Origin of the sequence: Actinoplanes sp. NPDC051346 (genome assembly GCF_040682215.1) — a bacterium.
Taxonomy (GTDB): Bacteria; Actinomycetota; Actinomycetes; order Mycobacteriales; family Micromonosporaceae; genus Actinoplanes.
Window position 1 is genome coordinate 1 of record NZ_JBFBAJ010000019.1, and the last position, 20200, is coordinate 20200.

The 20200-nt window shown below is 67.1% G+C and carries 16 protein-coding genes and 1 pseudogene; 9 read left to right on the top strand and 8 right to left on the bottom strand.

All coding sequences use genetic code 11. The features are described 5' to 3' along the window. Positions 1–713: 713 nt before the first annotated feature. On the top strand, positions 714–1082 hold the full coding sequence (locus AB0M36_RS33335; RefSeq protein WP_364165940.1) for a response regulator: 369 nt from the start codon (positions 714–716) through the stop codon (positions 1080–1082). Then, the gene (locus AB0M36_RS33340; RefSeq protein WP_364165943.1) at positions 1079–2536 is read left to right on the top strand and encodes an ATPase domain-containing protein; all 1458 of its coding nucleotides are present in this window, start codon (positions 1079–1081) and stop codon (positions 2534–2536) included. The genes AB0M36_RS33335 and AB0M36_RS33340 overlap by 4 nt, the downstream gene beginning before the upstream one ends. A 171-nt stretch (positions 2537–2707) precedes the next feature. On the opposite strand, the gene AB0M36_RS33345 is transcribed toward AB0M36_RS33340, so the two are convergent. Beyond that, complete coding sequence (locus tag AB0M36_RS33345; RefSeq protein ID WP_364165946.1) at positions 2708–3754, bottom strand: FUSC family protein; 1047 nt, start codon at positions 3752–3754, stop codon at positions 2708–2710. A 259-nt stretch (positions 3755–4013) separates the two neighbouring features. Here AB0M36_RS33345 and AB0M36_RS33350 point away from each other — a divergent pair, with 259 nt between their 5' ends. Both AB0M36_RS33350 and AB0M36_RS33355 read left to right on the top strand, forming a co-directional pair. Next, complete coding sequence (locus AB0M36_RS33350; protein ID WP_364165948.1) at positions 4014–4709, top strand: YafY family protein; 696 nt, start codon at positions 4014–4016, stop codon at positions 4707–4709. Between the two features lie 98 nt (positions 4710–4807). Next, positions 4808–5185 (top strand): VOC family protein, encoded by a 378-nt coding sequence (locus AB0M36_RS33355; RefSeq protein ID WP_364165951.1) that lies wholly within the window; start codon positions 4808–4810, stop codon positions 5183–5185. 58 nt (positions 5186–5243) lie between these two features. Here the strand turns inward: AB0M36_RS33355 and AB0M36_RS33360 are convergent, their stop codons facing one another. After that, positions 5244–6269 carry an acyl-CoA desaturase gene (locus AB0M36_RS33360; RefSeq protein ID WP_364165954.1) on the bottom strand — a complete coding sequence of 342 codons (1026 nt, stop codon included), beginning with the start codon at positions 6267–6269 and terminating at the stop codon, positions 5244–5246. A 408-nt stretch (positions 6270–6677) separates the two neighbouring features. On the opposite strand from AB0M36_RS33360, the gene AB0M36_RS33365 reads away from it, so the two are divergent. From AB0M36_RS33365 to AB0M36_RS33385, 5 genes and pseudogenes are all read left to right on the top strand, one after another. Beyond that, positions 6678–7130 (top strand): DUF5994 family protein, encoded by a 453-nt coding sequence (locus AB0M36_RS33365; protein ID WP_364165957.1) that lies wholly within the window; start codon positions 6678–6680, stop codon positions 7128–7130. 329 nt (positions 7131–7459) lie between these two features. After that, a complete protein-coding gene (locus tag AB0M36_RS33370; RefSeq protein WP_364165959.1) occupies positions 7460–7582 on the top strand; it encodes a hypothetical protein in 123 nt (40 codons plus the stop codon). A 160-nt stretch (positions 7583–7742) separates the two neighbouring features. Continuing rightward, positions 7743–8375: pseudogene (locus AB0M36_RS33375) on the top strand (HAMP domain-containing sensor histidine kinase); the annotation flags it as partial. Between the two features lie 89 nt (positions 8376–8464). Then, entirely contained in the window at positions 8465–8812 is a 348-nt protein-coding gene (locus tag AB0M36_RS33380) for a SpoIIE family protein phosphatase (protein WP_364165962.1), read from the top strand. Positions 8813–8907: 95 nt separating this feature from the next. Further along, positions 8908–9207 (top strand): hypothetical protein, encoded by a 300-nt coding sequence (locus AB0M36_RS33385; protein ID WP_364165965.1) that lies wholly within the window; start codon positions 8908–8910, stop codon positions 9205–9207. A gap of 47 nt (positions 9208–9254) precedes the next feature. Here AB0M36_RS33385 and AB0M36_RS33390 read toward each other — a convergent pair whose 3' ends face one another. From AB0M36_RS33390 to AB0M36_RS33415, 6 genes are all read right to left on the bottom strand, one after another. Next, a complete protein-coding gene (locus tag AB0M36_RS33390) occupies positions 9255–10877 on the bottom strand; it encodes an LPXTG cell wall anchor domain-containing protein (RefSeq protein WP_364165968.1) in 1623 nt (540 codons plus the stop codon). Positions 10878–10963: 86 nt separating this feature from the next. Then, positions 10964–11200, bottom strand: a complete 237-nt coding sequence (locus AB0M36_RS33395; protein ID WP_364165971.1) for a hypothetical protein — start codon at positions 11198–11200, stop codon at positions 10964–10966. A gap of 23 nt (positions 11201–11223) precedes the next feature. Next, complete coding sequence (locus AB0M36_RS33400) at positions 11224–11613, bottom strand: hypothetical protein (protein WP_364165974.1); 390 nt, start codon at positions 11611–11613, stop codon at positions 11224–11226. A 125-nt stretch (positions 11614–11738) separates the two neighbouring features. Further along, positions 11739–12680: a hypothetical protein gene (locus AB0M36_RS33405; protein WP_364165977.1), complete on the bottom strand. Its 942-nt coding sequence runs from the start codon at positions 12678–12680 to the stop codon at positions 11739–11741. A 255-nt stretch (positions 12681–12935) separates the two neighbouring features. Continuing rightward, entirely contained in the window at positions 12936–13409 is a 474-nt protein-coding gene (locus AB0M36_RS33410; protein WP_364165980.1) for a hypothetical protein, read from the bottom strand. Continuing rightward, positions 13409–20194: a polymorphic toxin-type HINT domain-containing protein gene (locus AB0M36_RS33415; RefSeq protein WP_364165983.1), complete on the bottom strand. Its 6786-nt coding sequence runs from the start codon at positions 20192–20194 to the stop codon at positions 13409–13411. Before AB0M36_RS33415 ends, AB0M36_RS33410 begins: the two co-directional genes overlap by 1 nt. Positions 20195–20200 lie beyond the last annotated feature (6 nt).

Below are 20200 nucleotides of genomic sequence, written 5' to 3' on the forward strand. Positions count from 1 at the left end.
CTGGGCCGGTGTCGCGAACGCCAGGCCGATGAAAGCGGCGGCGGGGATCAGCGCGAGGGTGGCGAGGCGACGGACCAGGGTCTTCTGCACGGGCATAACCTCCGGGGAACTCCGCACTGGCGCTTGTCGCCGGTACGCCATTCCCTTCGGAAGTCCGGAGGACATCGTTGATGCCTGTTCAGGTGTCTTGCCGTGAGTGCTGAGTTGCCGTACGGGTACCTGCCATCCGGCGGTTGCGGCAACGGGGGGCGGGCGGTTGCCGTACGGGTGCGAAAGGCCTGGCGAAGCATGGGTACGTCGGCGCCTGGCCAGCGCTCGCTCCTGCGGCGGCTCGCCGTCACATGTCGGACACAGCGAAGCCCCGGCGGCGCCACCCCGAGGGAGTTGGCCAGGCCCGCCGGGGCCACGCAAGAGGGATCAGCGCGTGTGCGCGTCGGTGTCGCTGCTGCGGCTGCCCCCATTGCTCCCGAGGGCTCCCAAACTTGCAGGGGCTCCGCCCCGGCGCTGCCGCCTGCCCACTCGCCGCCCATTTCGAGTCAGGCGAGGAGAGCACGCGAGCGCAGTATGAGGTGCGACCGACGTTTTCAGACACTCGTCGAGGGCGGCGCGGTGCTTGGTGTCGGTGGGTCGCAATCGGCGGATAACCCGCGAAGACGGGTGGGGGCCGCTATTTTGATCATCATTGGGGGCCAGGAGGCTGCCCTGGTGAACGGATGGGTTCGGTGGGCAGGATTCTGGTGGTCGATGATGAGCCGGACCTGCGGTTCCTCCTCCGGAGGATCTTCACGCGCGCGGGCCACGAGGTCACAGAGGCGGGTGACGGTGCCGCCGCTCTTGCATCGGTGCACGAGTCGCCACAGGATCTGGTGGTGACCGACATGATGATGCCGGTGATGGGCGGGGTCGAGCTCATTCGTCGGCTGCGGGCCGACCCGGAGACTGCGCCGATTCCCGTCCTGTCGGTCAGTGGGGACTGGCAGTTGGCGGTCGACGCCGATGCCGCGTTGGCCAAGCCGTACCAGAGCGCCGAGATACTCGCAGTGGCTGAACGCCTGCTTCGGGAAGGACGTGGCGCGAAATGAAGCGGCTGTCGACAGGCCTGCCGGATCTGGACCTCGTCCTCGGCGGCGGACTGCTTCCGGGCTCGGCGATCGTCGTGGCCGGACCTCCCGGAGCGGGTAAGACGATTCTGGCGCAGCAGATCTGCTTCGCCAACGCCACGGCCGAGCACAAGGCCGTCTACTACACGACCCTGTCAGAGCCGCACTCCAAACTCATCCAGCACCTGAGTGAATTCCCGTTCTTCGATCCCGAGGCGGTCGGACCCAAGGTCGAATACGTGCACCTGGGCGACATGCTGCGCGATGCCGGCGAGACCGACCTCGAACCGCTAATCGACGAGGTCGTCCGCAGGGCTCTCGACGACGAGCCGGTATTGGTGGTACTCGACAGCACCAGAATGTTACGGGACTTCGTCAGCGACCAAACCCTGCGGAAGTCGCTGTACGACCTGAGCAGCCGGACCGCGCACAGCGGAGCAGTGCTACTGCTGCTGGGCGAGTACACCGCCGAGGAGATGCAAAGCGCGGTGGAGTTCACCCTCGCCGACGGCATCGTGCACCTGTCACACCAGTCCCGCGAGCCGGTCGACCGGCGGGGCTTACGTGTGGTCAAGATGCGTGCCGCCAACCACCTCAGCGGCGCCCACACGGTACAGATCACTTCCGAGGGTTTCCAGGTGTATCCCCGGATCGAGTCGTTTACGCGAGAGAAGGACGAGCCGCCCAAGGGCGAGCGGATCCCCTCCGGACTCGCCGGGCTCGACGCGTTGATGGGAGGTGGGATACCGCATGGAGATGGCACCCTCCTTCTGGGGCCCTCCGGCGTAGGTAAGACCATCGCGTGTCTCAACTTCGTCGCTGAAGGCCTGGCCCGTGGCGAACGCTGCCTCTACATCACCTTTCAGGACACCAAAGTCCAACTGGTCGACATGGCGGGGGAATTCGGGTGGGACTTCGAAGCCGCCTGCGGCAACGATCAGTTGATGCTCTCCCACGTACCGGTAGGCAGCCTCGACCTCGACGTCCTGGCGTCCGTGATCCGTCACCGCCTAGCCGACGGTGCGATCACCAGAGTTGTGATCGACAGCCTGGCTGAGATGGTGCACGCGGCGAGGGAGGCCGAACGCTTCCCGGCCTATCTGCGCAGCCTCGTCGCCGTCGTCCGCTCCGCCGGCGCTTCCCTCTGGGTCACCAGCGAGACCAGAACCTTCGGGCCCATCGACGAACCTCTGGTCGGGCTGATGTTCCTGTTCCACAACGTGATTCAGATCCGCTACGTCGAGCACTGCGCGGAAGTCGGCCGGATCCTCAACGTCCTGAAGATGCGCAACAGCCGCCACGACAACGGCTTCTACGCCTGCCAAATCACCGACGACGGTCTCACCGTTGGCGACAAAGTCCAACGACTCAACGGCATGCTTGGCTGGAGCGTTCTTCGCGACTGTCCAACCGCATCCGACTGCGCCGAGGCCTAGGCTGACTCCGTCCTGCGATTACCGCTTGCGGTTGAACCTGTTGGCTAGTTCGCGGAGCTTGCGCTGGGTCTGCGGCTTGGCCATCTCCTGTCGGCCCCGCGCGACCAGACGGCGCCCCCGGGGGCCCGCCAGGAACGCTTGATCTGCTGCATTGTCGATGTCATTTCAGCGTCAGCGCGGGTTCCAGCCGAGCGCCTCGTCTACCCGGCTCATCACGTCGTCCTGGCCGACCCCGCGGAGCAGGTCGACGGCGGTGGTTCGAATCTGGCCGACGATCATGGTCAGGGGCAGGGACGGCTCGTCCTCCAGCAACTTCGCCGCGATTCGGACCGCCTCCAGGGCGTCCGCGTCGGCCTGGCCGGCGTGCTCGTCCGGGTCGTCCCGGCCGATCAGGTCGCTGGCCAGGGACTCGCCCGCGGACCGGACCGCGCTCGCCAGGGCGTGCAGGGCGCTTGTCAATTCGGGCGGTGTGCTGGTGTGCAGCCGGGTCAGGGTCACCGCGTTGCGGGCCAGCATCCAGACGTTGCCGACCACGTGGTCGAGTTGATGGGTGGTGCGCTCTACGTCGCGGACCTGGGCCAGGCGCCGGCGGCGGCGTACGCGCAGGCGCAGCGTCTCGCCGGCGGCGAGTGACTCCGAGTGCAGCCGTTCCACGCAGTCGCTCAGCTGGTGTGCCCTGGCCAGGACGGCGTCGGCGGCCGGCTCGTCGCAGTGGCCGAGGGCCTCGTTGAGGTCGTCGAGCAGGTCGGCGAGGTCGGCGTACGTCTGTCGCGCCGCGTCGACGAGTGGGGTGAGCGGCTTGCGGGCGACAGCGAGCTGGGTTGCCGCGATCGCCACCGCGCCGCCGATCAGCGCGTCGGCGAACCGGAATGGCATGAGGTGGCCCTGGGGTGCGGCGACCGCCACCACGTAGAGCCCGGAGATCGCCGATTGGGTGATGAGGGTGTTGCTCGCACCGGCCACCGCCAGCGGGCCCACGGTGAGCAGCAGAGCGACGAAGAGGCTGGTGACACCGGGGCCGAGGGCCAGCACCACCAACTCGGCGACGAGTACTCCGGCCGCCACCCCGAACACGATCTCGGTGGTTTGTCGCAGCCGCCGGCCGCGGGACTCGCCGAGGACGATGAGCGCGGCGGATGGGGCGAAGAGCGGATCGGGGTGGCCGATCAGGAGTGCCGCGATGAGCCAGGCGACCGTCGCGGCGGTAGCCGCGGTCACTGCCGGGAGCACACCCCGGCGTAACCGGACGGCTGCTGACCGCAAACGCTGACGCACCCGCAAACACCCCTCCCGGTCGATCCGACTTCAGCCGGGTTCCGATCAGGAATCGCCGCGGCGCGAGAAGTTGATCTACCCAGCCTGGCCGGTGCGCTAACCCTGCGCGATGGTGTGGCGAAGTGCGGCGCCGGGTTAAGGCGCGACGGGCCGAGAACGCACGATGACCCGGGTGTCGTACCCCGCGCCTAGCATCCGGGCCGTGAATCGTACCGATCGTCTCTATGCCCTGGTCGAGGAGCTGCGGGCCGTGGCTCCCCGGACCCGCAGCGCGCGCTGGCTCGCCCAGCGATTCGAGGTCAGTGCGCGTACGGTCGAACGCGACATCGGTGCGCTTCAGCAAGCTGGGGTGCCGATCTACGCGGCGCCGGGCCGGACCGGTGGTTACACCCTCGACAAGGCGACCACGTTGCCGCCGGTCAACCTCTCGGCGGGCGAGGCGGTGGCGATGGCTGTCGGGCTGCATGGCCTGGCTGGCACCCCGTTCCACGCGGCAGCGCGCTCGGCGTTGCGCAAGCTCGTCGCCGTGATGCCCGAGCCGGCCGCAGCCGTTGCCCGTGAGCTGGCCGGGCGGGTACATCTGGTGGGTGAGGGGCCGGTCGCGCCCGTTCCGGCCGTCGTCGCCGACGCGCTGCTCGTGCGGCGGGTGCTGCTGATCGAGTACGCCGACCGCGCCGGTGCCCTGACCGTACGCAGGATCGAACCGCTCGGGTACGTCGGCAACCGCGACCACTGGTATCTGATCGGCTGGTGTCGACTGCGCCGGGCGGTCCGGGCGTTCCGCACTGACCGGATCGCGTCGGTGTATACGACCGAAGAGTCGGCCCCGGCTCGCCCGTTGCACGCCGCCGAGATCGCCATCCCTCATCGGCGGGTGAGTCAGCTCACGCTCGATTAGCGGAAAACACCGACAGGACGTTGTCGCGGTGGGAGCGCAGGCTGCTCGCAGCAGAGGCCGGCGCAGTGGTGCCGGCCGTGAACGAAGGAGTTCCGTACATGTCCGAGGTTACCCACGGCATCGGCTGGTTCGAGGTCGGCACCGACGACCCGGCGGCGGCGGAGCGGTTCTACGGCGAGTTGTTCGGCTGGAGTTTCGCCGAGGACCCGAGCGGGATGCCGTACCGGATCATCAGCACTCCCGAGGGATCCGTCGGCGGTGGGGTGTTCCCCACCGGCGGGCAGATGCCCAACTACGCGGTGTTCTGCGTCGTGGTGGACGACACCGAGCAGGCGTGCCGGCGCGCGGAGGCTGCGGGCGGCTCGGTGCTGGTGCAGCCGCAGAAGACAAGCACCGGTCTGGTGTTCGCGCACCTGCGCGACCCGGGCGGTAACCATTTCGGCATCTACAGCCCGCCCTCTGACCAAGTGGCCTAGGTGTCCCGCGGTGAGGTCACGGCGAACGGGTATCAGGACGCCGTGACCCATCGCTTTCCTAGCCGGACGGTACGGTCGCTCGGCCGATCGTGTCGAGGTGCCGCAGCGCCTGGGCGTACGAGGAGAACAGTCCGGTTTCGAGGTAGGACACGTTCTGGGCGGCGCAGAACTCTCTGACCAGATGCTGGGCGCGGCGGAGGTTGCCTCTCGGCATCGAGGGGAACAGGTGGTGCTCGATCTGGTAGTTGAGTCCGCCGAGGACGAAGTCGGTGAGCCAGTTTCCGCGTACGTTTCGCGAAGTCAGCACCTGCCGCCGCAGGAAGTCGGCGTTGTCGGTGTCGCTCAGCGGTGGCATGCCTTTGTGGTTGGGGGCGAAGGAGCAGCCGAGGTACAACCCGAACAAGGCTTGATGGATCGCTACGAAGGCGAGCGCCTTGCCGGGTGAAAGCACCACGAAGACCGCCGCCAGGTACGCCGCGATGTGCAGGCCGATCATCAGGGCTTCGCGGCTGCGGGAACGGTCCCGGCCGGCGAGCAGGTATCGCAGACTGGAGATCCGTAGGTTGATTGCTTCCAACAGCAGGAGCGGGAAGAACGTCCATGCCTGGTAGCGGTAGAGCCGGCCGGCGAGGCGCCCGCTGGACCGCGCCTGACGGGTGGTGAAGATCAGCGCGCCCGCGCCGATGTCCGGGTCCTTGTCCTCGTCGTTGGGGTGCGCGTGATGGCGGTTGTGTTTGTCGACCCACCAGCCGTAGCTGAAGCCGACGCCGAGGTTGGCGAGCACGACGCCGAGCCGATAGTTGCGGCTCGCGGTCCGGAAGATCTGCCGGTGCCCGGCGTCATGACCGAGAAAGCCGAGCTGGGTGGAGAGCACGGCGAAGAACGCCGCTACGAACAATTGCCACCAGGAGTCGCCGATCACCAGCAGGGCGGTGACACCGGCGACCACGAGGGCCAGTAGCAGGGCTATATGCGCGGCGTAGTAGCCGGGCCGGCGCTCGAGGAGCCCGGCTTGCTTGATCTGGCGGGACAATGCGGAGTAGGCGCTTCCACGGGGTGTCGCTAGTGTGTCGATGGACGTCATGATCGCTCCCACCGCATGGTCGAGGACGGGTGGCCGCCGGGGTCTGGGGCGATCCCCCGTGCGATACCCGGCCATCGGCCGCTGAAAACCGAAGGATCCGGCGGCGCGCCGCGAAGGAACTGGCGGGTCGTGTGGTTCCAGTGGGCCGCGTGTGCCTGATCGCGCGGGCTCGTTTCGGCGTGTGCCGCGTGTCGGTGGCGTCCGCCGCGGCGACCGACACGGCGTCGGCGCCGACCGCGCGTACAGTGAAGTGGCGACCGTCGACTCCGTCATCGGTGCCGGCCTCGGCCGGCGTGCGCTGACCCGAACGCCGGGAGCGCCCGCCTCATCGGCCTCGGTGGACCTCGTCCTCGCCCTTGTCATCGGGCAGGCCCGCGCCTGCGTTGGTCCCGGACGACGGGAACGTCCATGGCATCCTTGACCATCCACCCCGCGTCACCCGGTCCGAGCGGACCAGCACCCCGGGTGCGGCTCGAGCCGGTCCGGCTCCACTACACGCTGCTCGACGGCAGTTGGTGGCCGGGTTCGACCGACCTCAACGCGGAGCTGCCGGTATTGGTGCCGGTCCTGGAGCAGGTGCGCGGACCGGTAACGCGGCTGCTGCTCGGCGCAGCGAGTTGGGCGGCCCGGCCCCATCACCTCATGGTGGCCGGTCGCGTGGTCACCGTGCGGTATCTGGCCGGTCAGTCCCCGGCGATGATGACCGTGGTCTGTGCTGACGGGGGCACCTTCACGCTGCGGGTGACCACACCCGGGGCGGCGCCCGCTGTGCCGGACCAGCCGGGTTCGGGGCGGCACGAGGAGACCTGGGAGACCGAGGGAGGCGGGCTCGGCCGGCTGCCGACGGAGGCAGTCCGATGATGCCGGCCGATGCCAATGGCATGCGGAACTTGCGCGTACCTGATGCTCTGCCTGGGTTGGCCCAGACCCGGCCACAACATCCCTTTTATGGCATTCGTGGCGGACAAGAACGTTGGTTTGGAGCCGGGGCAGAGGAATCCGCGGTCCGAGCGCGTCAAGGCCGCCGCCGATCATCTGGTCACATTGATGGCTCAGGCCGCGCAAGCGCCGACCGCGACGGTTCACCTCCCGGAGGGTGAAGAGCTGCGGCTGGTGGGCGCGTCCGGCCTTCCCCGAAGGGTACGGGCGCACCGACGCTGGGCGGCCTGGTCATCGCACAGGAGTCGCCGGTGGTCATCAGCGACATCACGGAGGCGCTGGCACCCTCGGTGGGTGAACGCGCCTACGTGGGTTACCCGATCCGTGACGTCGATGTCGCGGTCACCGGGGTGTGCCGGGCAGGGCATGGGTGACTTCCGAAGCGGTCTGGGCCACGGACCTGAACATCGAGGCGCGCGCAGACCACGGACTGGGGGCTGCTGCGCTCGGCGGTAGCCGTGCCGGTGCCCATCGGCTCCGCTGACGTGCTACAGCGCGTACACCGAGCACCCCGACGATGTCCGTACCGCCGTCATGACCGGCATCGCCGCCCACATCGGGCAGTTTCTCGAACGCCGCCGCGGGTGGGATCTGACCACCGAAGTCGGGCATAGTCGCGACGAATACATCGCCCTGGTCGGGCACGAGATCCGCACGCCGTTGACCAGCATCGAGTCGTACACCGGATTGATGATCGAGGAACCCGACCTGCCGGCCAGCGACCGGATCGAGATGCTGCAGGTGGTGCAGCGCAACACCGGCTGCCTCCACATCATCATCGACAAGCTGCTCGACATCGCCGGCCCGCAGTCCGGTCACGTCACCGTGAGCTCTGAACGCACAGACCTGAGCGCGATCACCCAAGCCGCCATCGCCGACGTCCGCGCCCGCGTCGCCGACAAGGATGTCACCTTCGACATCGACGTACCCGACGAGGCGATCGTCTGGGGAGACCCGCGCCGGCTCGCCCAGGTCGTCAACGAGCTACTCAGCAATGCCCTCGACTGGGCCGATGCGGGCAGCCGCATCATCGTGACCGTCACCAGCGAGGGACCCGTCGCCCAGCTCACCGTGTCCAACACCGGGCAGGTCATTCCCGCGGCCGAACACGAACGGATCTTCCAACGCTTTTCCGTACCCGCGGGGCCGTCACGAACGCCGTCCCGGCACGGGGCTGGGGCTGTCACTGGCCCGCACCATCATCCAACGCCGGACACCCGACCCCGCTGCTGGTCCGGGACGCGATCACGCAGGTTGTGGCGCTACCCGCCAATCGGCCGTTCGGGGTGCTGCGCGATCGGGCTTACCTGGAGGCCCGGCTCGAACTGCATCCCGGTGACCGGCTGGTGTTCGTCACCGACGGCATGCTGGAACGCGGTGCAGCCGCCCTTGACCTGCCCGAACGACTACAGCAGTTGAGCGCACTGCACCCCCGCGAACTCGTCCGCGTCCTCGGCGATCTCGTTCTGGAGGTCGCCGGGCCCACCCTGCAGGACGACGCGTGCCTGCTGGTCCTCGACTGGCACGGCGGTCACGGCCACACCCGTGACACCAACGCCGGTGCCGACCCCCACCGCGCCAGCACACCCACCACTACACCTTGATATCACCGCCGGCGGCTGGGGGTACTGCCGCGGGCCGGTCCGTGGGAAGCCGTACGGTGATCGTGGTGCCGGGTGGGTCGACGTCGGTGGCGGCGATGATTGTTCCGCCGTGCTGCTGCGTCGGTAGCCTGCGCAACACCCGCCGCGGTGGTGGCACCCTGCTCGAACAGGCAGAGGCCGCGAACCAGGCCCTGCTCGGCGACGCCCCGGGTGGGTTCGCCCTGGCCACGGGGCTGCTCGGCCGCCTCGACCTGCGTACCGGGATCCTCGCCCTTGTCAGCCGGACCAGGGCCCGACCGCTCATGTCCGCGACGAGAAACGACACCCACAAGGCACCCAGCGAGGCTCCGATGCTGCGAGTCACTGCCATGGCGGACGACCCTCAGACGCCGTGAACGGCGGGAGGAAAGCTCCTCCCGCCGTTCACCATCCGTACAGAATGTCAGTCCGCCACACGCCGGCGGCGGAACAGCACCATCACCGCGATGCCGAGCACGACCGCCGCGCCGCCGGTGGCGGCGATCAGGGACACCGACGTGCCGGTGATCGGCAGGCTGGCACCGCCGCCCGCGCCGCCCTGGTCGTTTCCGCCGTCAGCGCCCGCGAACACGATTCGGGCTGTGTTGTTGGCCTTGTTGCTGTCGGTCGAGCCGACGCAGCAGGACTCGGCGTGGATCGTGCCGTCGTCGCCGGGAGCAGACTTGATCTTCACCTTGACCGTATGCGCGATCTTGCCGTAGCCGGACGCGACCGACGGGTACTCGCTCTCGAAGTTGCAGCGCAGCTTCTTCGACTCCGGCCGCTGTTCGTGCGGGGTGCCGTCGGTGTAGCACCATTCGGTGGGCAGGAGGACGGTGCCACTCGGTGCGGTGATCAGCGCGGACGGGCCGCCGCCGTCCGACGGGCCCTGGTTGACGATCTCGTACGACAGCTTGACGGTCTGGCCGACCTTGCCGCGGATCGGCTTGGCGTTGACCTGCACGTCCAGCGTGTTCTTCTTGCTCCAGTAGCGGAAGTAGGCGTAGTTGTCCTCCTCGTCGATCTCCGCCAGCGCCGCATTCCGCTTGGCCTGCGCCGACCGCGACGCCGTGGACTTGGCCGCGAGCTTCTTCACCGCGGCGGCGAACGACGGACCGTCACCGGCGACCCGCTTCGCGCCCTTGGCGGCCCGGGTCTCGTCGGCGAGCCGGGCCTCGAAGACGCCGTCGTGCTCGCCCGGACCGGGCATGTTACGGCCGAAGGTCAGCGTGAACACCGAGTCGCCGCTCTCGGGGTCGAACAGCAGCAGACCCTCGCCCGGCTCCAGCTTCGGCAGCGGGCAGGTGACCTCGCTCGGTCCGTAGACGTACTCGCCGCCGATGTCCTTGGGGAAGTAGTCCTGGTACGTGCAGTCGCTGTACCGCTCGACCACGGTCGCGTGTATTGGCAGGTTGAGCGTGACGGTTCCGTTGGTGGCCGCGGTGTCGCCCTCGTTGCTGACGCCGCCGTGGAACGGCACCTTGTCGCCCGGCCCGACCGGGGTCTTCTCGGTGGTCGCGTCCTGGGCATCGACGACCAGGTCGGGGCCGGACGCGATCACGGTGACCGGGAAAGTCGTGGTGTCGTCGTTCGGGTTCGCGTCGTCCTCGGCGCCGTCGATGGTTACGGCGATCTCACCGGCGGCGCCGACTGCGGCTCCGGTGCGGCTGGCCAGGCTCAACGCGGCGATGCTGTCGTGGCTCTGTCCGGGCGCGAGCCCGCCGACCGTGCAGGTGACCTTGGCGTTCGCCAGCTTGCACTGCTCGCTCCACTCGGGAACGGTCGCGACGACGGCGTCGCTCAGCTTGCTCAGATCGAGGGTGAGGGTAACGGCCGAGGCCGGCGCCTCGCCGTTGTTGAAGGCGTACACGCCGACGGTCGCGCCGCTGTTGTCGACCTCGGCGACGGGGTCGCGGTCGAAGGCCACGGAAAGGTCGGGCAGGGGGTCCGCGGCATGGGCAACAGTCGGTGCGCCGATGAGCGTGGTGGCCGCCAGCACAGCCACCCCGGCTCCGACCCGGGCCCAGGCAGCAGGAATGCGCGTCATGTGTTCTCCGTCGAGAGGGGGTGAGGGCGGACTATATCGAAGATCGAGGACCGACGCTGTACCCCGCAGCCACCACGGTGCGGTCGTCAGCTCGGGTCAGGAGGGACCAGCAGCGGACGAGGCCCTAGCGCCGGGGGCGAAGCCGGGGTTGGCAGCGCCCGGCGGCGGCGCAGGGGCCGGTCCGGCGGCAGCCGGCGCAGCAGCCAGCCGAGGACGACAGCGACAGGGATGGTCATGCTGGCGTAGACGGAGTCGGTGTCGGCGCCGTGGATCGGCGGGTTGCCTGCCAGTGCGGTGAAGGCGGCGCCGACCGGCAGGACCATGGAAGCAAAGATGAGCGGTGCCATCACCACGGAAGCCCAACGGCGGTGACGGCAAACGCGGCCGGGTAATGCAACCAGTCCCTCAGCGAGCGGGGGCGAGGCCCGGAGAGCACGACGACCGCGAGGACCAACGCCACGGTGAAGGCCATGATCGAATTGAAGCGGGAATCGTCAGGGTACGGCCAGGTGTAACGGACGAGGAACGGCGTACCGGCTGCGGCCGCCGCGACCGGCACCGCGAGCGCGGCGCGTACCCTGCTGATGGTTGCGGAGGCGCGCACCGCCGCGACGACCGCGACCAGGGCCAGCAGCGCACCGACCGCGGCGCTCGACGGGTTGAGCGCCGGCTCGGTGTCGGTCGGTGACTCGTTCATTGTGACCATGCCGGACAGGACGGCGGCGGTGAGAGCCACAGTGAACAAAGTGCCAGGTCGGGGTACGACCGCGATGGTGCCAGCGGCGGCACAGCAGGCAACCGCGGTCCCTTCCACAGTTGTCTAACGTGCGGACGCACGTCGCTACGCGCGAATAGTTGAGGTCAATAGCAGGCTGAACGCTCTGCGGATCTCACCATCTCCGCGACTTCAGCACTGAATAGACCGAGCCTGTCGACGGCCGTTCGGAACAATAGGTTCTGCATCACCATTTCAGGTATCGCTTCTATCGCCGGCTTTTCGACCGCGATGCCGAGTTCGCATTGAATCAACCGCGCCACCTCTGGCGCCGAAATCGGTAGCTTATCTCCCTCAGCCTTGGCGAGTAGAGCGAAATCAAGTAATTCCTCTTCTGATGCGTCTCCAGGAAATAGCTTTCGCATTGCAATGGAGAATGACGCGTACAGCACAGCCTCCCCGCCCTCCTCGTCAACCTCAGCGAGCCGCCGGGCACGGGCAAAGTCGTACGCGGCCGATGCCTGGATCACCCGACCCATGGAGGTTTCGGGCAAGGGCCCCAAGTAGCGGGGTTCACGAAGATTACCTAGGCCGCGTTTCAACCGCCACAATTTGACATGCGCACGCCAGTCCCGGCCAGACGCACCTTTACGCACGAACCGAAGCACCCTTTCCTCGGCGGCCAACACTAGCTGCATAATCTCGACGTCCGTCATTGCCAACCCTCGAACCAAGCCAAGGAGGAGGACGAACACGACATCACTATTCGATGGCGGAAGATCCGGTGGCTGATTAGTCTTTGCATGCGTAGCCCAATTCACCAATGACGTGCCGAGACGCTCCCGCTCAACTGTCCAGGTCCGCTCTTGGACGAGGATGCCACGGACATGCATCTCCAGGTCCGCGCTTCGATCCAGAGTGAATCGTCTCCGCGCAGCTATGGAAAACGCCTGGAAAGCCAACTGTGGTGAAGTTCCAATATGCCGGAACAACCGCAGGCCACGAAGCAGACTTGGCCGCCGCAGAATCTCGTAGAGATCGGTTCCGGTCGGCGTCAAGGTTGACCGCTCAATATCCAAGAAAGTCATCCTTTCTTCCACAGCGAACGCACACTCCACGAACAAGCCAGTTTACGAGCTTTCCTCGGGGTTCGATGCCGCGCCGCTACGTGACACGCCACCGAGCATCCGCTGCGACCGATCTGGGCATCAATGTCCCATCGGGGATCGCAAATACTTCACCCCGCCTGGCGGCGACCGTAACGACAACGTAGGCGCACAGAGACGCTCGCGTACAGACAGCCAGTGCTCTCTGCCGCTAGAAGGGCGACGCCTATTATACTTTCAGCGCAGTTTTCTCCTCAGCCAATCAGGCGCTTTCTCCACAATTTCGAATGCACGTGAATGATCCGGGGACCCGTGCGGCCTACCGAGCGCCCATCGCAGCGTCGGCACAGCTTCCTGCGACTCGAAGAACTCCATCAGGAGGCCAGTCTCCGCGGGCGCCTCATCACGTATGCGCCGCCATATCGAAAGCGCGGCCTCAACATCTACAACTGCGCGTGCGAGCGCCACATCGCGGGGCCGAGAACTCAGCCGAAGTCTACCGTCCCGGGTACTGCCGAGGACAACGCACAGCAACGTCTCTCCCACTTCCGGCCACTCATCCACCGGGGCGTACGGCTGATCAGATATTGCGGATTCGTCGATGAACCCTGGCTGATCGCCAGGCGCTGTACGCACCACCAAGCCATAGTGCTGATGCCTGGCTATCCGGCACTCGACCAGAGAGTATTTGGGGTACTCAAGAATGCTCATCAGGCGCCACCAGGCTTCCAAGGGGTACGCGGGAATGTATTGAATTCATCAAAGAGATGTGACGGAATAGCATACTCAACCGCACCTTCGTTTAGGAAGTCCTCCATAGGTTCAATATTGTTTCTTCTCAACCATTTCGTCGGTACCCCAACCTTGAACCCCTGGCCATGAGAATCGCGGTGCTGGGAGGCGTAGTCTTCGACCCTTGCCTTGTTACCAAAGTAGGCCGAACCGTCCAGACCTTCATCCAAATCCAGCGGATGGTTGCGTGGATCAAGCCCGTGATCCAACTCGCTGGAACCCCGACCAACTGGGGAAACACGATATAAATCAGTTGTGTCGCAGTTGTGTACCAGCACCGGTGTGCTGCCAGCGATCACATAGTAGGTGTGGGTGAAGGCTACGGTGAGGTCGTACATCAGCTTGGCGCTGGTGTACGGCGGGGATACTGCCAAGATCGTGAGTGATCCGCCGGCGGAAGTTCGTAGGCTTTCCTCGGCCCGAAGTTGTGCTGCGTTGACCCATGCTCGCCGGCTGTTGCTCCAGAACGGGTGATTCGTGGTTGTCTGAAGCTGCGAGGACCGACCGCCGGCGGTCACGGTCAGGTCCGTGAACTCGGTGTCCAGATTGATGTAGGTGGCGAGGACCGCCCGCACCTTGGTCTTGCCGGTGACCGGGTCGGTGGCAAGGACCTTGTCCTTGGGTTTGACCTTCTCGATAGGCTTCTTGGTGCCGTCGGCCATCAACACCAGGGTCCCCGCGGCGAAGCTATGGCACTTGCTGGCCTTGAAGAATCTCTTGACCCCGTCGACCAGCTTGCCGAGCAGACCCTTGGTGCGAGACACCAGGGCGGCGAACTTCTCCCACTTCCACGGCGCTCCGTAGCGGACGGCCAGCTTGCCGATGGCACCTCCCACCACCGAGGACAGGACGTTCACTGCGGTGCTGACACAGCCGCCCATGTCGCCCTTGGTGAAACAGTCCAGAGCATCCGTGATGCCCAGCTCGTCGGCGACGATCTTGCCGAGTGCCTTCGCCGCGTCGAGAATCATCTGCTTCGCCTGGGCGATGCGGGCCTGACGTTCCTTCGCTGCCTCCGCAGCAGCCGCATCCGCCCGCGCCTTCGGTGATGCCCTCGGGTTTTGGGACTCGTTGACGCCGGGCGTGCTCGGGTCGTATTGCCCCGATTCGCCGCGGCGGCCGTCGTTGTGGCCGGGGACGTTGTGGTACTTGCCGGTTGTGTCGACGAAGTCGGCGCCCGGGCCGCAGGCGTCGTCGGAGCAGAGCTTGAGGCCGTCGGGGTCCGAGAAGGAGATCGGGTTGTTGTTCGCGTACGCGTACCCGTTCATCTGCTGCGGATCGTTCACGTCGATGATCGGGTCGATCGAGATGAACCGGCCCGTCACCGTGTCGTACTCGCGGGCCCCGATGTTCACCAGGCCCGTCGTGGAGTCCTGGTTGCCGCCTACGAAGCCCTTCTCCGTCGGCCACGCGCCCTGCACCGGCGGAGTCCCACGGGTCTCCCCGTATGGGGTCGTGCGCCGGTGGGTGATCGCTCCGGTGGCGTCCACCGTTGCGGTGCCGGTGCCGTGGTGGTCGTTGGCGACGTAGTGCAGGCCGTCCTTCTTACGGACCAGAGAGGCACCACCGGGCAGCGCGTAGTAGCGCGTCGGCTCGAGCGCCTTGGTTTGGTGGTCGAGGCGGATCTCCATGCCCGGCAGGTACAGCGTCGTGTGGTTCGGTTCCTTGCGGAGCATCCGGGAGCCGTCGACGTCGTACAGGAAGCTCGTCTTCTTGCCGGCGGCGTCGGTGACCGACTCCAGGTTGCCCTCGGCGTCCCAGGCGAGGGTCTGACCCTCGCCGGCCTTGGCGCGGCGGGTGGTGTTTCCCGTCGCGTCGTAGCCGTACTCGTGCAACTTCTCGCCCGACGGGGTCTTCTCCGTCATCGAGCTCAGCGTGTGCGGTTGCGCGGCGCCTGCGGCCGGGTACTGGTAGCTGCGTTCGATCAGGGACGTGCCGTCGGTGGCGTACTGCTTCTCGGTCTTGCGGTTGCCGACCGTGTCGAAGGTGTATTCGTGGTGGTACGGGGCCACGCCACCCACGCCGGTGGTCGTCGGGCCGCCGGCGCACGGGTCGTCCGCGGTGCTCGCCGACGTCCACGCTTTGTCCATGCGGCGCAGGTAGTCGTAGGTGAAGCACTGGACGTCGCGCGTGCCCGACGGGTTGTTGGCGATGCGCCGGATGTTGCCCGACGGGTCGTAGGTGTAGCGGGCGTCGACGTCGACGATCGGCGCCGCCTGCCGGTCGAGGCGCTGGCGGGTGAGGCGCTTGGTGCCCTGTTCGTATTCGTACGTCGACCAGATCTTCTTGCCACCGACCGCGGTTTCGGTCTGCAGGACCTCACCCGTGCTGGCGTAGTCGATGTTGGTCAGGTACGCCGCGTCGCCCGATGTACCGATCAGCCGCTCAAGCCCGTCGTACTTGTAGACGATGGTTTCGTAGTTGAGGCCGCCGCCCTCGGGCATGAGGAGCGACTGGACCGTGCCGTCTCGGTTGTACTCGGTCCCGACGAGGTACGTGCCCGCCAGTTCGGCGCCCGCGTGGTCCGGTACCTGGTAGGTGGTGAGGTGCGGCCGGTAGAACTCGTCGTAGATGGTGTAGTACGTGGCGTACTCGGCGCCGTCGATCCAGCGGGAGGCGGAGGTGGCGTAGCCCAGCATCTCCTGGTCGTAGGTCCAGCTGCTGAGCAGTTGGCCGGTCCCGGCGGCGCCCTTGTAAATGGCCGTCTTGCGGCCGATCTGGTCGTAGGTGGTGCTGATCGTGGTGTTCAAGCTGTTGGTGGTGCTGGTGAGTCGGTCCAGGTCGTCGTAGGTCATCGTCGACCTGCCGGAGTCCGGGTCGGTCGACGTGACCTTGCGGCCGAGCTGGTCGTACTCGCTCTTCCAGACGTTGCCGGCGGGGTCCTTGACGGTGGAGAGCTGACCCTTCGAGGTGTACGAGTACTCGGTCTTGTCGAAGGCGCCGGACGGGCCTTCGCCCTTGTACTGCAGCAGTTGGGTGGTCTGGCCGAGTGCGTTGGTGATGGTGGTGGTGGGTGTGGCGCCGCTGGGAGGGTCGACGGACGTCCGGTCCCCGCCGTAGGTGGTGCTGGTGCGCCACTTCTCGTTGCCTGCCACGGCCGTGATCTCGGCCTTGACCCGGTCCGCGCCGTCGTAGACGAAGAGTGTCTGGCCGTCGACGTCGCCGTTGACCGCCGGATAGATCGCGTCGCCGGGTGCGCCCTCCGCGGTGTAGGTGGCGTACGTCTTGGCCAGCTTGCCGGTGGCGGTGTAGAAGGTGTCGGCGATGTTGCGGTTGCCGTCGGGAGCCTCGGACTGGATCTGCCGGGGCCGCAAATGCCCGTCGTGCAGTTTGTACTCGACGCTGTAGGAGCCGTCGTTCTGCCGGCGCTCTGTCTTGACGGCGACCGGCTTGTCCGTCCGAATCAGGTAGGTGTATCTGATGCTGGGTGACAGGCCGGGAGAGCCGCTGCGGTCGGGCATCCACACCTTCGTGAGGCGACCCAGCGCGTCGTACTCGAGCTCGCTCAGCAGATTGTTCTGATCGGTCTGACTGACCGGGCTGCCCCAGGCCGGGGCGTACTTGGTGGTCGTGACAAAGCCGAGCGGGTTCGTCTCCTTGAGCTGAGTGGTGAGGCCATTGGTCTCGGTGTAGACGTTCTTCGTGGTGCTGCCCAGGGCGTCCGTCGCGGTCAGGGGTCGACCGTATGAGTCGAAGGTTCCCTCGGAGGCGCGGACGTACGTGCCGGTCGTGCCGTTATGGCTGGCCAGCCGCTCCGTCCGGGTCGGACTGCCCAGCGTGGGCGCGGCGCCGAACGTCTTGCCGTCGTAGAGCGTGCGCGTATCGGAGATGACCTGCGTCCTGCGGTCCGGGTTGACCGAGCACCCCACCGCGACCGACTCGACCCGTGACACCAGGCTGTGGGGAAAGCCGCCCGGGTTGTCGACGTACGACGTGCGGGTGCACGACTCGTCGCCGGTGACGGCGACATCTCCTTCGTTCTCGCTCTGGGTGGCACGGCCGTAGGTGGTCTCGTAGGTCGAGGACTGCGCGGTCTCCCGCCAGCCGCCGGCCTTCAGCGCGACCAGGCTCCGCGAGGTGGCGGTGTTGATGAACCATGCCTTCTTGCTGCCCCAACTGAAGGACTCCGTCGCGGTGTTGTGTCGCCACGGCGTCGTGATCTTCTTGCTGAGGATGTTCGAGCCGTCGTAGACGATGCTTTCCAGCTCGTGTCCGGACACCTCGTCGCGGTCGGTGTGCGTGCCGCCGGTGGAGTCGGTGACGGTCACCGTGCGGGTGCCGCCGTCGGGGTCCTTGTCGCCGTGCATGCCCCGCAGGTAGCGGTACTCGGTTTTCGTGGTCTGGGTTTGACCGTCGCCGGCCGTGACAACGACCCGACCGTAGCCGCGCCAGTCGCTCCAGGTGTCGTCCTTGGTGTCGCCGATGCCGTCGGGTTCGGCATGCCGCCACGCGGCGCCGTCGAGGTACTGGTACTTGGTGACCATGTCCGGCGCGCCACCCGTGCGGTCGGTCTCGATGACCGCCGCGACCACGTACTTGTGGAACCAGTCGGTGATCGGGTCGCCGGAGCCGAGCGGAGCCCATTTGACCGGATAGCAGCGTTTCGTGCTTCTGCCCGGCGTCGGCAGGCTCGTCTGGGTGCAGTCCGGCGGAGCGTAATTGACGTCGATCTGAGCGCCGGTGTCGGTGTAGACGGTGGCCAGGCGGAAGCGGACCAGCGGCGCGATGAAGTCGCCGTCGCGGTCGATGCGGTTCGGCAGTTGCAGGCCGCCCAGTGTGACGGCGGGCTGCTCGATGCTGCCGCCGGCCAGGCCCTTGTGCAGGATCTTGTGGAGCCAGAGGGTCCGCGAGCCGTCGCCGTTGTCGGTGAACAGATGCTCGAGCTTCCACTCGTCCACCGGTGTCCAGGCGGTCGCACCGCGGATCTCGGTGACGACGGCGTTCAACCGGGCCCTGGTCCAGAACGTCGGCATGATCTGGTCGGGCTTGCACTTGACGTTGGCGGCGCAGTTGCGGTCGAACGGCACGTCCGGCCAGCGCGACGCGGTTGCCGGGATCAGATCCTCCGGATCACAGTCCGGGCCGGCGGGCAGGCACCGTTCCTTGACGTCGAAGCGCACCCGGGCCGGTGCGTTGGTGGTGTAGACGGCGTTGTGCCGCTGGCCGTAGTCGATGCGCTTGAGCCAACCGCCCCGCACGTACGGGACGCCGTTGACGTCGGTCTTCTTGCCGCGGGCGTAGTAGTTGAGCTCCTGCTGGTAGTAGTAGGAGCTGACGTTGCCGAAGCGGTCCTTGACGTAGTCGAGGTTCCAGCGCCAGCCCTGGTCGCAGAAGGCAGAGGTGAAGGTGGCGTTGTAGCAGGGCTCACCGGAGTCGTCGCCGTAGATCGGCACGGTCCAGGCCGACCTGGTCTCCTCCTTGCCGGACGTCCAGCCGGGCAGGCGGTTGAGACCGAAGTAGTACTCGGTGCCGTTGGCGGTGGTGACCTTCCAGTGTTCGCCGTCGTCGTCGCCGTTGTTCCTGGTGGTGTCCTTCAGCCGCTCGATCTTCGAACCGTCGTCGTCGGCGAGTTTCCAGGTGCTCCCGGTCTTGACCAGATCGGTGGACTTGCCGTTGAGCATGATGGTCGCGTTGTCGTATGCCCAGCACTGGTCGGCGTACTGGTCGTGGCCGTCGTCGGAGCAGGCCTTGTAGCGTCGCTCGATGTAGCCGGGCTCGTAGCCGAAGCCCTCACCGATCCAGGAGCCCTGGTTGTTGGTGGTGGCCATGCGGCCATCGACCCCCTGCGACGAGTAGCCCAGGCTGATGCCGGGTGCTCCACCGCCCGGAACCGGTGGGGTGCGCAGCGGGTAGGACCAGGAGAATCCGCCGGTGGACGGAGCCACCGACCACTTCGACGAGGGCGCCAGCTGCGTGGCGCCATAGTTTCCTTGCGACGACGAGTCCGCTGCGGCGAGGGCGATCAGAGAACCGGTCGCCGCCGTTGCGGACACGGTCTTCGCCGCCGTGTCGTTGGTTGCCCGCAACGGCGTTCCCGCGCATTCCGGCTTCTGCGGCGTGCTCAGCGCGCACTCGGGCAGCTTGACCAAGCGCAAGCGGGCACCGAAGTCACCGCCGTACGCGTGGGCGAAGCCGGCATAGTCGACGCCGAGCTGGACGGCACCGCTAGCCGTTCCCCCGTCGGCGCGGCGGACCCTCAACACGGGGCCGTCGACCCCAGCCTGTTCTGCGTCCCGCCGCTCGAGCACCTGGATGCTCACTTTGCCGGGCGCGGTTGTCGAGCCGGCGCGGACGCCGGGGGCCGGAACCGTCGTCGGCGCCGCGGCCACCGTGACCGGAAGGCCGCCGATCTTGGTGGAGGCCTTCGGTGCCGCCGGCGCGGATCGCGCGGCGGCACCGGTCCGTGCGGCTGGCACAGAGATTTCGGCGGTGCCGGCCGCCGGCCACCTCACCGGAGCCGGCGCGACGGCGGCGGCCGCCAGGGCCGGATCCGACTTTCGCTGCTTGACTGGCAGCGGGTCCCGCTTCGGCAGCGCCTTCTTCGCGGGGCTAGTGCCGGGTCGTGGCCGCTCGGCGGCCTCGACGGAAGACACAGCGGTGACCTGGACGAAACCGGAGGCGAGCACACCGGCCATGACCCACGACAAAGGCCGCACGACTGTACGGTCATAGGCGCCGTCACGAGTGAACAAGCGGGAGAACATGGGGCC

What these genes read in the sequence shown, in the direction of transcription:
- AB0M36_RS33335 (WP_364165940.1), top strand. Translation starts at nt 714, where the DNA reads ATGGGTTCGGTGGGCAGGATTCTGGTGGTCGATGATGAGCCGGACCTG.
- AB0M36_RS33340 (WP_364165943.1), top strand. Translation starts at nt 1,079, where the DNA reads ATGAAGCGGCTGTCGACAGGCCTGCCGGATCTGGACCTCGTCCTCGGC.
- AB0M36_RS33355 (WP_364165951.1), top strand. Translation starts at nt 4,808, where the DNA reads ATGTCCGAGGTTACCCACGGCATCGGCTGGTTCGAGGTCGGCACCGAC.
- AB0M36_RS33360 (WP_364165954.1), bottom strand. Translation starts at nt 6,269, where the DNA reads ATGACGTCCATCGACACACTAGCGACACCCCGTGGAAGCGCCTACTCC.
- AB0M36_RS33365 (WP_364165957.1), top strand. Translation starts at nt 6,678, where the DNA reads ATGGCATCCTTGACCATCCACCCCGCGTCACCCGGTCCGAGCGGACCA.
- AB0M36_RS33385 (WP_364165965.1), top strand. Translation starts at nt 8,908, where the DNA reads ATGATTGTTCCGCCGTGCTGCTGCGTCGGTAGCCTGCGCAACACCCGC.
- AB0M36_RS33390 (WP_364165968.1), bottom strand. Translation starts at nt 10,877, where the DNA reads ATGACGCGCATTCCTGCTGCCTGGGCCCGGGTCGGAGCCGGGGTGGCT.
- AB0M36_RS33395 (WP_364165971.1), bottom strand. Translation starts at nt 11,200, where the DNA reads ATGGTCCTGCCGGTCGGCGCCGCCTTCACCGCACTGGCAGGCAACCCG.
- AB0M36_RS33405 (WP_364165977.1), bottom strand. Translation starts at nt 12,680, where the DNA reads ATGACTTTCTTGGATATTGAGCGGTCAACCTTGACGCCGACCGGAACC.
- AB0M36_RS33410 (WP_364165980.1), bottom strand. Translation starts at nt 13,409, where the DNA reads ATGAGCATTCTTGAGTACCCCAAATACTCTCTGGTCGAGTGCCGGATA.
- AB0M36_RS33415 (WP_364165983.1), bottom strand. Translation starts at nt 20,194, where the DNA reads ATGTTCTCCCGCTTGTTCACTCGTGACGGCGCCTATGACCGTACAGTC.